This window comes from Xylophilus rhododendri, from assembly GCF_009906855.1.
Classification (GTDB): Bacteria; Pseudomonadota; Gammaproteobacteria; order Burkholderiales; family Burkholderiaceae_C; genus Xylophilus; species Xylophilus rhododendri.
Genome location: NZ_CP047650.1, coordinates 5,475,960 through 5,488,269, shown reverse-complemented (window position 1 = coordinate 5,488,269; position 12,310 = coordinate 5,475,960). Strand labels below are relative to the sequence as shown.

At 68.6% G+C, this 12,310-nt stretch carries 13 protein-coding genes and 1 tRNA gene; 9 read left to right on the top strand and 5 right to left on the bottom strand.

Annotated features, from left to right (window positions below; all coding sequences use genetic code 11):
* Nucleotides 1-5 precede the first annotated feature (5 nt).
* Nucleotides 6-1,007 (bottom strand): Bug family tripartite tricarboxylate transporter substrate binding protein, encoded by a 1,002-nt coding sequence (locus tag GT347_RS25355; RefSeq protein WP_160554830.1) that lies wholly within the window; start codon nucleotides 1,005-1,007, stop codon nucleotides 6-8.
* Between the two features lie 206 nt (nucleotides 1,008-1,213).
* On the opposite strand from GT347_RS25355, the gene GT347_RS25350 reads away from it, so the two are divergent.
* The 6 genes from GT347_RS25350 to GT347_RS25325 all read left to right on the top strand — a co-directional run bounded on the left by GT347_RS25350 (nucleotide 1,214) and on the right by GT347_RS25325 (nucleotide 7,002).
* Nucleotides 1,214-2,113, top strand: a complete 900-nt coding sequence (locus GT347_RS25350) for a LysR substrate-binding domain-containing protein (RefSeq protein WP_160554829.1) — start codon at nucleotides 1,214-1,216, stop codon at nucleotides 2,111-2,113.
* 54 nt (nucleotides 2,114-2,167) lie between these two features.
* On the top strand, nucleotides 2,168-4,090 hold the full coding sequence (locus GT347_RS25345; protein WP_160554828.1) for a PhoX family protein: 1,923 nt from the start codon (nucleotides 2,168-2,170) through the stop codon (nucleotides 4,088-4,090).
* Between the two features lie 309 nt (nucleotides 4,091-4,399).
* On the top strand, nucleotides 4,400-5,155 hold the full coding sequence (locus GT347_RS25340) for a DUF6662 family protein (protein ID WP_229722501.1): 756 nt from the start codon (nucleotides 4,400-4,402) through the stop codon (nucleotides 5,153-5,155).
* A gap of 10 nt (nucleotides 5,156-5,165) precedes the next feature.
* On the top strand, nucleotides 5,166-5,705 hold the full coding sequence (locus tag GT347_RS25335; protein ID WP_160554827.1) for an FMN-binding protein: 540 nt from the start codon (nucleotides 5,166-5,168) through the stop codon (nucleotides 5,703-5,705).
* 2 nt (nucleotides 5,706-5,707) lie between these two features.
* On the top strand, nucleotides 5,708-6,562 hold the full coding sequence (locus GT347_RS25330) for an FAD:protein FMN transferase (RefSeq protein ID WP_160554826.1): 855 nt from the start codon (nucleotides 5,708-5,710) through the stop codon (nucleotides 6,560-6,562).
* Nucleotides 6,559-7,002, top strand: a complete 444-nt coding sequence (locus GT347_RS25325) for a hypothetical protein (RefSeq protein WP_160554825.1) — start codon at nucleotides 6,559-6,561, stop codon at nucleotides 7,000-7,002. The genes GT347_RS25330 and GT347_RS25325 overlap by 4 nt, the downstream gene beginning before the upstream one ends.
* 6 nt (nucleotides 7,003-7,008) lie before the next feature.
* On the opposite strand, the gene GT347_RS25320 is transcribed toward GT347_RS25325, so the two are convergent.
* Nucleotides 7,009-7,869 carry a ParB N-terminal domain-containing protein gene (locus GT347_RS25320; protein ID WP_160554824.1) on the bottom strand — a complete coding sequence of 287 codons (861 nt, stop codon included), beginning with the start codon at nucleotides 7,867-7,869 and terminating at the stop codon, nucleotides 7,009-7,011.
* Nucleotides 7,870-8,058: 189 nt separating this feature from the next.
* Here GT347_RS25320 and GT347_RS25315 point away from each other — a divergent pair, with 189 nt between their 5' ends.
* On the top strand, nucleotides 8,059-8,370 hold the full coding sequence (locus GT347_RS25315) for a (2Fe-2S) ferredoxin domain-containing protein (protein ID WP_160554823.1): 312 nt from the start codon (nucleotides 8,059-8,061) through the stop codon (nucleotides 8,368-8,370).
* Here the strand turns inward: GT347_RS25315 and GT347_RS25310 are convergent.
* Nucleotides 8,367-9,368 carry a Bug family tripartite tricarboxylate transporter substrate binding protein gene (locus GT347_RS25310; RefSeq protein WP_160554822.1) on the bottom strand — a complete coding sequence of 334 codons (1,002 nt, stop codon included), beginning with the start codon at nucleotides 9,366-9,368 and terminating at the stop codon, nucleotides 8,367-8,369. The genes GT347_RS25315 and GT347_RS25310 overlap by 4 nt on opposite strands.
* Nucleotides 9,369-9,570: 202 nt before the next feature.
* Here GT347_RS25310 and GT347_RS25305 point away from each other — a divergent pair, with 202 nt between their 5' ends.
* On the top strand, nucleotides 9,571-10,017 hold the full coding sequence (locus GT347_RS25305; protein ID WP_160555516.1) for a superinfection immunity protein: 447 nt from the start codon (nucleotides 9,571-9,573) through the stop codon (nucleotides 10,015-10,017).
* An 83-nt stretch (nucleotides 10,018-10,100) separates the two neighbouring features.
* Here GT347_RS25305 and GT347_RS25300 read toward each other — a convergent pair.
* Nucleotides 10,101-10,185, bottom strand: a tRNA-Leu gene (locus GT347_RS25300).
* A 43-nt stretch (nucleotides 10,186-10,228) separates the two neighbouring features.
* Nucleotides 10,229-11,128 (bottom strand): LysR family transcriptional regulator, encoded by a 900-nt coding sequence (locus tag GT347_RS25295; RefSeq protein WP_160554821.1) that lies wholly within the window; start codon nucleotides 11,126-11,128, stop codon nucleotides 10,229-10,231.
* 86 nt (nucleotides 11,129-11,214) lie between these two features.
* Between GT347_RS25295 and GT347_RS25290 the strand changes: the two genes are divergently transcribed.
* On the top strand, nucleotides 11,215-12,294 hold the full coding sequence (locus GT347_RS25290) for a YeiH family protein (protein WP_160554820.1): 1,080 nt from the start codon (nucleotides 11,215-11,217) through the stop codon (nucleotides 12,292-12,294).
* Nucleotides 12,295-12,310 lie beyond the last annotated feature (16 nt).

The window sequence follows — 12,310 nt, the reverse complement described above, 5'->3', positions numbered from 1 at the left end:
GCCCTTCATCCCACCTGGGCGCCGGAGCGCTTGACCGCATCGGCCCAGATCGGCGTCTCGCGCCGAGCACGGTCGAACAGCGCTTCCGGCGGGCCCTGCAGGGTCTCGAAGCCGATGGCCGCGTATTTCTCCTGGCAGGACGGCGTGGCGATGGCGGTGTTGATCGCGCCGTTGAGCTGGGCGATCAGCGCCTTGGGCATGGCGGCCGGCGCCACCAGCCCGCCCCAGGCGACCACGTCGTAGCCCGGCACGCCGGATTCGGCGACGGTGGGAATGTCCGGGAACAGCGGGCTGCGTTTGGCGCCGGTCACCGCCAGCACCTTGAGCCGGCCGGCCTGGATGTGCGGGGCGATCGAGCTGAGGTTGTCGAACATCAGGTCGATCTGGCCGCCCATCAGGTCCTGGATGGCCTGCGGGCTGCCGCGGTAGGGCACATGCACGATGTAGGTGCCGGTCATGGTCTTGAAGAGTTCGCCGCCCAGGTGGCCGGTGGTGCCGCTGCCGGCCGAGCCCATGCTCAGCGTGCCCGGCTTGGCCTTGGCCAGCGCGATCAGCTCCTTGACGCTGTTCACGCCCAGCTCCTTGCGCACCACCAGGGCGTTCTGCACGAAGCCCAGCAGGGCGACCGGCGCGAGCTGTTTCTCGGCGTCGTAGGGCAGCTTGGAAAAGAGCGACTTGTTGATCGCCAGCGTGCCCACGTTGGCATAACCCAGGGTGTAGCCGTCGCCGGCCGCATGGGCCACGTCCACGATGCCGATGTTGCCGCTGGCGCCGGGCTTGTTGTCGATGACGAAGGTGGCGCCCATGGTGCTCTGCAGCGCATTGGCGATGACACGGCAGATGGCGTCCGGCGAGCCGCCGGCGGCCGAGGGCACGACCAGGCGGATCGGCCGTTCCGGATAACCCGCGGCCCGCACCAGCGGGGAAGCGGCGAGCGCGGCGGCGGCCGGCAGGGCCTGCAGGATTTGGCGGCGGGACAGTCCGCTGGCGTGGCGATGGGAGCTCATGGGGCCTGCACCTTTCTTCGACTTGGGTGATGTTGCGATGCGGCGCATGTTCGGCCGCCGGGCCCCGCTCGGGCAAACCACGAATCCTCGGCCTAGCATGCAATTTGCTCATGCACTGAATCGAAGCCTCCCAGCGGGTATTTCCCGATTCATGCACCTCGCAAGTGCTTTTCTCATGCACCACGATGTTTAGAGCGCCCTCCACCATGTCCCTGCTGTGCCTGGAAGCCAGCGCGCGCCTGCGCTCCTTCACCGGCGCGGCGCACGAGCTGCACCTGACCCAGGGCGCAGTCAGCCGCCAGATCCAGGCGCTGGAGCAGCGGCTGGACGTGAAGCTCTTCATCCGCCGCCGCGAGGCCCTGGCCCTGACCGACGCCGGCCGCTACTACCTCGACGAGATCGCGCCCCTGCTGCAGCGCCTAGACCGCGCCACCGCCAACGTCATGGCCTTCAAGGGCCGCGGCGGCGCGCTGGCGCTGTCGGTGGGCGCCTCGGTGGGCGCGTACTGGCTGATTCCGCGCCTGCCCGATTTCACCCGCGAGCATGGCGAGATCACCCTCAACCTCGGCACCCGGGTGGGGCCGGTGGATTTCAGCGCCAGCCCGATCGATGCCTCGCTGGAATTCAGCGACGGCCAGCGCCCCGGCCTGCGCTGCGACTTCGTGCTGCCGCTGGTGCTGTCGCCCTACGCCGCGCCGTCCTGGACCGGGCTTCACGGCCGGACCCTGGATGCCGATACGCCGCGCGCCGCGCTCATCCAGCACGGCACCCTGCCCGGCGTCTGGGACGAATGGTTCATCCAGGACGGCATACCGGGCGGCGCCGGGCGCGACGGCCCGCGCTACGAAATCATGTCGATGGCCCTCAATGCCGCCGTCGCCGGCATGGGCGTGGTGCTGCTGCCGGGCTACATGGCCGAGGACCACGTGGCCGCCGGCCGGCTGCGCCGGCTGTCGCGCCGGCAGCTGCGCTACAGCAAGGGCTACTACCTGGTCTATCCGGAAGAGGCCGCGGGCATGAAGCCGCTGCAGATCTTCCGTTCCTGGCTGCTGGGGCAGAGCGAGCATGGCCCGGGCATTCAACAAACCGTCATGCGCGCGGCCTAGCATTCGCGCGGGGCCACCACGTCCCCGCCAGATCCACCCGACGAAAACGACACGATGATGACCCTCAAGCGCTCCCGCCGCCTGGCCCTGAAGTTCATCACCGGCGTTCCGCTGCTGCCCCTGGGCGCCGCGCTGCAAGGCTGCGCCACGGCGGCGGGCGACCGCAGCGCGCGGGTGCGATCGGTGGAGTTCACCGGCATGGCCGCGCCCAGCCTGGCCGACCCGGCCGCCATGGCCACCACCAGCGTCGGCTCCAGCATGAACGTGCTGCTGGCCGACGGCACACGGCGCGACTACCAGCTGGCCTACCAGCCCTTCTTCGTGACCGGCGACCTGGTGCCCGACGGCAAGGGCGGCCAGGTGCTGGCCGGCGGCTATGTGGACATGAAGGGCCAGCCCATCATCGACCGCTCGGTGCCCGGCAAGGAACGCCAGTTCTTCTCCGACTCGCCCGACGGCACCTCGCTGCTCACCATCCCCGGCGCGCAGGTGGCCGGCGTGAAGGGCAACACCGTCTTCGCCGTCGTCCAGTTCGAATACAACACCCGCAACCTGAAGGGCGAGAGCACCTACGCCACCCTGCCCTCGCCCATCGCCGTGCTCACGCTCGACCAGGACCCGGCCACCGGCAAGCTGAGCCTGGTCAAGTACCACAACGTGGACATGGCATCGGCCCACGGCCTGTGGATCACCTGCGGCGCCAGCCTCTCGCCCTGGAACACCCACCTCTCCAGCGAGGAGTACGAGCCCGACGCCCCCTTCGCCGCGACCACCTCCCAGTTCAAGGCCTACAGCCTGAACACCTTCGGCGACGCATCCGTGGCCAACCCCTACCACTACGGCCACCTGCCCGAGATCACGGTGAACCCCGACGGCACCGGCCGGGTGAAGAAGCACTACTGCCTGGGCCGCATCTCGCACGAGCTGGTGCAGGTGATGCCCGACCAGCGCACCGTGCTGATGGGCGACGACTACACCAACGGCGGCCTCTTCGTGTTCGTGGCCGACCGCGAGAAGGACCTCTCCGCCGGCACGCTCTACGTCGCCAGGCTGGGCCCGGGCTTCTCGCTCGACCCGCAGGCGCCCGGCGCCGCCCTGCAGTGGGTGCGCCTGGGCCATGCGACCAGCGACGAGATCGAGTCCCTCACCGCCCTGCGGCCCAGCGACATCATGGCCGTCAGCAAGACCGATCCGGGCGACAAGAGCTACACCAAGGTGATCGTGGACGGCATCCCCAACTGGATCCGGGTCGAGCCCGGCATGGAGAAGGCCGCCGCCTTCCTGGAGACCCACCGCTACGCCAACCTGATGGGCGCCAGCATGGGTTTCACCAAGCTCGAAGGCACCACCGTCAACGTGCGCGACAAGGTGGCCTATTCGGCCCTGCAGAACATCCAGACCTCGATGGTGCGCGGCCATGCGGCCTGGCGCGAGTCGCACAACATCACGGTGGACAAGGCCTTGCAGGCCGGCGGCGTCTTCGCCCACGACCTGGCCGGCGGCGTGAGCGACACCAGCGGCCAGGCCATCGCCAGCGAATGGATGCCGGTGCGCACCCGCGCCCTGATCGTGGGCGAGGACATCGCTTCCGACGCCCTGGGCAACACCGCCAACCCCGACCGCATCGCCAACCCGGACAACCTGAAGTTCTCCGAGAAGATGCGCACCCTCTTCATCGGCGAGGACAGCGGCCAGCACGTCAACAACTTCCTGTGGGCCTACAACATCGACACCAAGAAGCTCGCGCGTGTGATGTCCATCCCCTCGGGCGGCGAATCGACCGGTCTGCATGCGGTCGACGAGATCCACGGCTGGACCTATGTGATGAGCAACTTCCAGCATGCCGGCGACTGGGGCGCCATCCACGCCAAGGTCAAGGGTCCGCTGGGTCCGCTGATCGATGCCAACTACAAGCAGCGTTCGGGCGCGGCGGTCGGTTACCTCACGGCCGTGCAGACGCAGCCGAGCCTGGCCTGATTCGAGCGCTTCGATTCGGTCGACACTACATATTTAAATCAGAACGCAGCATCTCGATTTAATAAACCATTATCGAAATCCGGCTCCCTAGAATGAGAACACGTCTTATCCAACAAGACGGGAGATGTTCTCTTGATTTCGATTTCCTCCATCGCGGCGGCCGCCTGGCGCGGGGCGCCCGCTCTCGTCCTGGCCTTTGCCGGCGGTTCATTCGGGGCGCCGGCATTCGCTGGTGAAGGCATATTCGGCTGGCTTTATTCACTCGACCTGCAACCGCGGGGAAAAGCCGAAGTGGAACAAAGAGTCGATATGACGCACCGCCAGGCGGTGGGCCGATACGACTGGAACCAATACCGCACGGAAATCGAATACGGCCTGAGCGATGATTTTCAGATCGGCGCCTACCTGAATGCCTTCTCGATCCGCGCGCAGGACAACTATCTCAGCGACGAAGTCTGCGCCACCACGCCCTGCACCGCCGGCTTCGGCGTGCCCGGCACCGCCAGCAGCGGCGGCGCTTACCGCCGCAGCGGCATCGACGGTGCCTCGCTGGAAGCGATCTGGCGTATTTCCAACCCGGTGACTTCACCCGTCGGTGTCGGCCTGTATGTCGAGCCGACCTGGGGCAAGCTGGAGGATTCACTGGAGTTCCGGCTGCTGCTGCAGTCCAATTTCCTGGACGACCGGCTGGTCCTCGCGGCCAACGCATTGGTCGAGATGGAGCGCGAGAAATACGACCCGGCCAACGGCATCATCCGCAACTCGATGGCCGACCTGCTCTACGGCGCCAGCTACCGTTTCGCGCCGCGCTGGTCGGCCGGCTTCGAAGGCCGGCTGCACACCGACCACGACGGCTACCGCTTCGAGCAGCACACGCAGACCGCCAACTTCATCGGCCCCAACGTGCACTACAGCGCCGAACGCTGGTGGCTGACCGCCGCCTGGCGCCACCAGGTGGGCGGCAGCTGCTATGGCGGCGGCACGGCCGACTGCTCGCTCGGCCATGTCTGGGACAGCCACGGCCGCGACCAGATCATGCTCAAGGTCGGCTATCTGCTGAACTAGGAGCCCTCGCATGCAATGGTTTCCCGCCGGCAGCGCCCTGCCGCTGGCCGCCCTGGGCGCGGCGCTGGCGCCGGTCGCCGCGCAGGCCAGGATCTATGTGTCGGTCGAACAGGCCCAGCGGGAGATGTTCGGCGCGCTGGCCCTCACGCCCCATCCGGTGGCGCTCACCGCGGCGCAGCAGGAGGTCTTGCGCGCGGCATCCTCGGTATCGCTGCCCTTCCAGGGCAACCGCATCTGGAAGACGGCGGACGGCAGCTGGTTCGTGGTCGACGAGGTGGTGGGCAAACACGAATTCGTCACCTATGCGGTGGGCATCAACGCCGACGGCAGCGTGCGGCGGGTCGAGGTGCTCGAATACCGCGAGTCCTATGGCTACGAGGTCGCCGAACAGAAATGGCTGGCACAGTTTGTCGGCAAGACGGTCGAGGCGCCGCTGCAGCTCGGCCGCGATGTGCAGAACATCGGCGGCGCCACGCTGTCGGCCAAGCATGTGGCCGATGGCGTCAAGCGGGTGCTGGCGGCATACCGGCTGGTGCTGCAGGCGCGTTGACCGTGCCCGAACTGCTGCTGCGCCGCTGCCGCCCTGCCCTGGGCACCTATGTCGAGATCGGCGCGGCCTGCGAGGAAGCTGGCGCACGGGCCGCCGTGCTGGCGGCGGTGGAGCAGGCCTTCGCCGCCATCGGCCGGGTTGAGCATGCCATGTCCTTCCATGCGCCGGCGAGCGACCTGTCGCGCATCAACGCGGCTGGCGCCGGCAGCGTGATCCCGGTGGACCGGTGGACGGCCGAGGTCCTGTTGCTGGCGCAGGAGCTCCACGGCGCCACCGGCGGTTGTTTCGACTGCGGCGTGGGCGGCACGCTGCAGGCCTGGGGCATGCTGCCGGGCGCCCCGCACGGACGCCGGCCAGCCGCGCAGGCAGGTGGCGGCGCGCAGCATCTGGGCATCGATGCCGGCCGCGGCGAGGTCCGCCTGCACCGGCCCGTCTGCCTGGACCTGGGCGGCATCGCCAAGGGCTTCGCCGTCGACCGGGCGATCGACGCACTGGCCGCGGCCGGCGTGCGTTGCGCGGTGGTCAATGCCGGCGGCGACCTGCGTGTGCTGGGCCCGGTGCCTCGCCCGCTGCATGTGCGCGATCCGCGGGCGCCCGCGCGCCTGCGGTTCGCCGGCCTTCTGTGCGACGGCGCGGCGGCCACTTCGGCGCGCTACTTCTCCGAGATGCCCGGCCGGCCGGACCGCTGCGCCCTGGTCGATCCTTTCACCCGCTGCGCCGTGGCCGACCGGCGCAGCTTCACCGTGCTGGCGCCCCTGTGCGCGGTCGCCGACGGGCTGGCCAAGGCGCTGGCGGTGGCTGGCGCGCTCGGCCCGTCCTGCCTGCAACGCTTCGGCGCGCAGGGCCTGGTGTTGTGAAGACCGGGCACCACGGCGCCCTGCGGGTGGGCCGCGTGGCACGCTGGCAGCGGCGCGCCATCCACGGCGTGATGGGACTGTGCGGGATCAGCGGACTGGTCTGGTGGCTGCTGCTGGACGGCCTGGGCTGGCCGCCGCCGCGCCTGGTGTTCTGGTGGGTGCTGCACGGCAGCTGCGGCATGCTGGCCCTGGTGGCGCTGGGCCTGGTGCTGCCGCAGCATGTGCCCGCGGCCTGGCGCCACCGACGCAACCGCGTGCCCGGGGCGCTGACGCTCAGCGCGATGGTCCTGGCGGCGGGCAGCGCCCTGCTGCTGCTCTACGGAAACGAAGCCTGGCACCCGGCCGTCCATTGGCTTCACACCGGCATGGGCGGCGCCACCCTGCTCGCCTTCGCCTGGCATGTGCTGCACGGCCGGCGCAGCATCGGGCAACGGCCCTGAAACCGCTCAGCCGAGCATCTCGCGCAGTTCGGCGACCTCGGCGCGCAGGGCCTCGTTCTCGGCGGTCAGCTCTTCCACCCGGCGGCGCAGGCCCAGCACCATGTCGGCGGCCTGGTCCTCGGCCGCGGCGGAATCCGCTTCGCTTTCCTCGCGCGGCTTCTTCTTGGCATCGCGCACCCGCTTGGCGGCCTGCTTGAGTTCGTCCTTGCCGGCGACGGCGGCGGCCACCTGCTCATCCACCGGCAGGCTGGCCACCACGGCGGCGTTGTTGATGGAGATGGTGCCCGAACGCACGGCGGCCACCAGCTCGGGCGCCGCCTGCTTCTGGATCTTCTCGATGGCCGCGACCTGCGCGCTGCTCAGGCGGGCGGCGCGGGCGACGGCTTCGCGGGTGTCGAGCACCGGCGCGGCTGGCACGGCCGCGGGCGTGGGGACGGCGGCGGCGGGCTGCTCGCCGTCGGTGTCCCAGGGCGCGCTGCCGTCGTTCGCCTCCATCGCGGCGGAAGCCTGCGGCGCGGTGGTCTCGGCCCGGCTGCGGGTCTTGCGCTCGGACTCGATCTCCTTCTTGCGCAGCGCCAGCACGCCGCGCTGGAAGTCGGACACGCTGCGGCGGCCCAGGTGCTGGTCGATCATCCAGAGGTGCACGTCCTCCATGCTCTGGAACCGCGTGTTCTGCACGGTATTGAAGGGCAGGCCGTGCTTGGTGCAGATGCCGTAGCGGTTGTGGCCGTCCACCAGCACATCGCCCCAAAGCACCAGGGCGTCGCGGCATCCTTCTGCCAGCAGGCTGCGCTCGAGTGCATCGTGCTCCTCGGCGGTCAGGGGATCGATATAGGCTTTGAGTTCTTCGTTGACGACGATGTTCATGCGGGCAGACGGTCAGGCGGATGCGGTGGCTCGGAAAAAAGGCCGCTGGTTGAAAGCGGCGCGGAGGGGGCGGGATTTTATCCGCCCGGCCTGAGCCTGTAGGGCTGCACCCACCCGGCCTGCGCCTGCTGTCTTGCGCCGCGGCGCGCGCGCAAGCGCCAGCATGCAAGCCTTACCGACAAGGCCGCCATGAAAAACGAATCCCCCCGGGAACTGCCCTTTCGGCTAGACGCCATGGTGCTGGTCTGCAAGGCCTGCGGCAAACGCAGCAGCGGGCCGAAGAAGTTCAAGCCCAAACACCTGGCGCAGGAATTCAAGAGCGAAGGCCGCGAGGCGCGCATGAAGACCCGTGTGGTCCTCACCAGTTGCATGGGCCTGTGCCCCAAGAATGCGGCGGCCGTGGCCGCCATCGGGCCCGACGGCCACCCGGCCCAGTTCGCCATCGAATCGCTGGACCAGGTGCCGCAGGCGCTGGCCGCGGCCGCGCCGGGGCGGTCTTAATCGACGCTGGCGCCCGATTCCTTCACCACCTTGGCCCACTTGGTGGTTTCGGTGCGGATGAAGGCGGCGAACTGCTCCGGCTTCTCGCCCACCGGCTCGCCGCCCTGCTCGATGATCTTCTTGCGCAGTTCCGGATTGGCCAGCACCTTGATCAGCGCGTCGTCGATGCGCTTGATCACGGCCGGCGGCGTGGCGGCCGGCGCCAGCAGGCCGAACCAGGAAGAAGCGTCGAAGCCCGGCACGCCGGATTCGGCGATGGTCGGCACGTCCGGCAGCTCGGGCGAGCGCTTGAGCGTGGTCACCGCAATCGGCCGCAGCTTGCCGCTGCGCACGAAGGAGATCGAGGACGGCAAGTTGTCGAACATGATGTTGGTCTGGCCCGCCATCAGGTCGGCCAGGGCCGGCGCGCTGCCCTTGTAGGGCACATGCTGCATCTTCACGCCGGTGAGCGTCTTGAACAGTTCGCCGGCCAGGTGGATGGAGGTGCCGTTGCCGGAGGAGGCGAAGCTGATGGTGTCCGGGTTGGCCTTGCCGTAGGCGATCAGTTCCTTGACCGTCTTGTAGGGCTGCGAAGGATTGGCCACCAGCAGGTTGGGCACATTGGCCACGCGGGAGATCGGCGCGAAATCCTTCAGGTGGTCGTAGGGCATCTTCTTGTAGAGCGCCGGGTTGATCGCATGGGTGCCCACGGTGCCCATGACCAGGGTGTAGCCGTCGGCCGGCGCACGCGCCACCATCTGCGAGCCGATGTTGCCGCCGGCGCCGGGACGGTTGTCGATCACCACCGGCTGGCCGAGCTCCTGCGAAAGCGCCTGGCCGGCCAGGCGGGCCACGATGTCGGTGGTGCCGCCGGCCGGGAAGGGCACGATCACGGTGATGGGGCGGCTAGGGTAGGCATCCTGGGCGAATGCGGGGGCGAATGCCTGCAGGCCGGTGATGCTTGCAAGGGCGGCAACGGCGAGGGCACGGCGGCGCGACGGAAGGGAACTACGAAACATCTTGACTCCTTGTTAGCAACAGCGATCTTGTGTCGCACCCGGCAATTATGGCCAATCGGCTCATGCCGGGCTCCACCACGAATCGCCCGTCTCTTGCAAGATGCTGACATTCCGTAGAAATGCGGTTCTGTTACCAATTCCAGCGCCGGATTTAAGATACTTACTCTCTGTTGTCTTTCTTAACACCCACTGAGGTGCTTGCATGGTCTTCGTACGCTTGATTGCTCTTCTCTTCCTGGTGTTCTACAGCTACACCACCGGCATGAGTGTTTCGGCTTCGCCGAGCATGGCCATGCACATCCTGTTCTGGGTGTCGCTGATCGCGCTGTATCTACTGCCGACCTACGAGGCGGCCAAGCGCCGCCACCCGAGCCTGGTGCCGATCGCGCTGGTCGATATCCTGCTGGGCTGGACGGTGATCGGCTGGGTCGTCGCCATGGTGTGGGCGGTGCGCCGCGCCGAGGTGGCCGTGGAGGCGGTGGGCGGCGGGGAAGAGAACGATCCCTATGTGATCGTGAACGAGCCTTCGCGTTACCCGGCGAATTCGGCGGCCGAGTCGCTCAAGGAGCTGGCCAAGCTGCGGGCCGAGGGCGCGATCAGCGAAGAAGAGTACGTGGCCGCCAAGGGCCGGGTGCTGCACGCACGCTGAGAGGAAAAAGGGCCGCGCAAGCGGCCCACAAACATCCTCCGCAAACGCAAAAGCCGCTGACGAATCAGCGGCTTTTTTGTGTTTGGTGCCCAGGAGAGGACTCGAACCTCCACGATGTTACTCGCTAGTACCTGAAACTAGTGCGTCTACCAATTCCGCCACCTGGGCATTTCAGATCAGCCTTCGATTCTACACACAAAAACGAGCACTTTTAAACCCCCAGCTCGATATGCGCCAAAAAACGCTGCAGCGCGGCAGAAAAGCGCTTCTGCGGATGGCAGATCAGGTACAGGCGCCGGCCGAGCCGCGGCAAGGCGGTCCTCAGCACCGCCAGGCGGCCCAGCGTGACCAGGTCCTCGACGGCCGCGCGCGACAGGCAGGCCAGGCCCATGCCCTGCGCCGCCGCCTGCTTGATCGCCTCGGTGCTGCCGAGCTGCAGCGAGCTGCCCAGGTGGTGCAGATGCGGCAGCAGCGCCTGCTCCACCGCCTCGCGGGTGCCGGAGCCGGGCTCGCGCTGCAGCCAGCGGGCGCTGCGCAGGGCGTCCAGCGACAGCGGCGCGCGCGCCGCCTCGGCCGCCAGGGCATGGTCGGCGGCCGAGACGATGACCAGTTCGTCCTCCCGCCAGGCCAGCACCTTGAGCGTGGGCTCGGGGCAAGGCCCTTCGATCAGGCCCAGGTCCACCTCCAGGCGCGCCACCAGGGCGGCGATGCCGCGGGTGTTGTCGATCACCATGTCCACCGCCGCCGCGGGCCATTCGCGCTCGAAGCCAGCCACCAGCGCCGGCAGCAGGTAATTGCCGATGGTGGTGCTGGCGCCCAGGCGCAGCCGGCTGGACAGGAGCCGGGCGGCGTCGGGGTCGAACAGGGATTCGATCTCCTGCGCCGCATCGAGCAGCTCGCGTGAGCGCGGCAGCAGCGTGCGGCCGTTGTCATTGAGCAGCAGGCGTTTGCCGACACGGTCGAAAAGCTGGGCGCCCAGCAGCGCCTCCAGCTCGTTGAGCGCGCCGCTGGTGGCCGATTGCGACAGGGCGATGCGTTGCCCGGCCGCGCTGGTGCTGCCGGTGTCGGCCACGGCGATGAAGATCTGCAGCTGGCGCAGGCTGAGGCGCATGAATCACTCCATCAATTGGCTGAACCGTTTGGTTATATCTTAATAACCCGTTTGGCGGATTGCGGCCCAGGTCGCAAAGTGGCGGCATGTCTTCCCTGCCGCCCACCGCCGCCCTCCCCGCTCTGCCCCGCCACCGCCTGCTGGCCGGACTGCTCCTCACCGGTGCGATCGCCGCGGCATCCATGCTGCTGGCGCAGTCGGCCTGGCTGCAGGCGCGCGGCATCAGCGCACTGACGCTGGCCATCGTGCTCGGCATGCTGGCGGGCAACACCGTCTACGGCCGCCTGGAAGCCTCCACCGCCGACGGCGTGGCCTTCTCCAAGGCGCGCCTGCTGCGCCTGGGCATCGTGCTGTACGGCCTGCGCCTGACCTTCCAGGACATCGCCCATGTGGGCTGGAGCGGCGTGGCCATCGACGCGGTGATGCTGTGCAGCACCTTCGGCCTGGCCTGCTGGCTGGGCCGCCGGGTGTTCGGCCTGGACCGGCAGACCGCCATGCTGATCGGCGCCGGCAGCTCCATCTGCGGCGCCGCCGCCGTGATGGCCGCCGCGCCGGTGGTGCGCGGGCGGGCCGAACAGGTGATGGTGGCGGTGGCGACGGTGGTGGTGTTCGGCACGCTCTCGATGTTTCTCTATCCGGTGGCCTATGGGCTGCTGGCGGAGCATGGCCTGATCGCCATGTCGCCCTCGGCCTATGGCGTGTATGCGGGCTCCACCATCCACGAAGTGGCCCAGGTGGTCGCCGCCGGCCGGGCGGTCGGTGAGCAGGCGGCAGATACCGCGGTGATCGCCAAGATGGTGCGGGTGATGATGCTGGCGCCCTTTCTGATCGGCCTGTCGGCCTGGCTGGCGCGTTCGCCGTCCGAGGGCGACGCGGCCGGCAAACCGGTGCCGCGTGCCATCACCATCCCCTGGTTCGCCCTGGGTTTCGTCGCCGTCGCGGGTCTGCATTCGCTGGTGGAGTTGCCGCGTCCGCTGATGAACTTCGCCATCGATGCCGACACCGCCCTGCTCGCCATGGCCATGGCCGGGCTGGGCCTGACCACGCGGGTCAGCGCCATCCGCAGCGCCGGCCTGCGGCCCCTGGGGCTGGCCGCTGTGCTCTTCGCCTGGCTGCTGCTGGGCGGCTTCGCGGTCAATACTGCTGTCAACGCGCTGATGGGCTGAGCGGCCCGGGCCGCGA

Bases quoted from the DNA above. Each gene is read 5' to 3' on its own strand.
- GT347_RS25355 (WP_160554830.1), bottom strand. From the start codon at position 1,007: ATGAGCTCCCATCGCCACGCCAGCGGACTGTCCCGCCGCCAAATCCTG.
- GT347_RS25350 (WP_160554829.1), top strand. From the start codon at position 1,214: ATGTCCCTGCTGTGCCTGGAAGCCAGCGCGCGCCTGCGCTCCTTCACC.
- GT347_RS25345 (WP_160554828.1), top strand. From the start codon at position 2,168: ATGATGACCCTCAAGCGCTCCCGCCGCCTGGCCCTGAAGTTCATCACC.
- GT347_RS25340 (WP_229722501.1), top strand. From the start codon at position 4,400: ATGACGCACCGCCAGGCGGTGGGCCGATACGACTGGAACCAATACCGC.
- GT347_RS25335 (WP_160554827.1), top strand. From the start codon at position 5,166: ATGCAATGGTTTCCCGCCGGCAGCGCCCTGCCGCTGGCCGCCCTGGGC.
- GT347_RS25320 (WP_160554824.1), bottom strand. From the start codon at position 7,869: ATGAACATCGTCGTCAACGAAGAACTCAAAGCCTATATCGATCCCCTG.
- GT347_RS25315 (WP_160554823.1), top strand. From the start codon at position 8,059: ATGAAAAACGAATCCCCCCGGGAACTGCCCTTTCGGCTAGACGCCATG.
- GT347_RS25310 (WP_160554822.1), bottom strand. From the start codon at position 9,368: ATGTTTCGTAGTTCCCTTCCGTCGCGCCGCCGTGCCCTCGCCGTTGCC.
- GT347_RS25305 (WP_160555516.1), top strand. From the start codon at position 9,571: ATGGTCTTCGTACGCTTGATTGCTCTTCTCTTCCTGGTGTTCTACAGC.
- GT347_RS25295 (WP_160554821.1), bottom strand. From the start codon at position 11,128: ATGCGCCTCAGCCTGCGCCAGCTGCAGATCTTCATCGCCGTGGCCGAC.
- GT347_RS25290 (WP_160554820.1), top strand. From the start codon at position 11,215: ATGTCTTCCCTGCCGCCCACCGCCGCCCTCCCCGCTCTGCCCCGCCAC.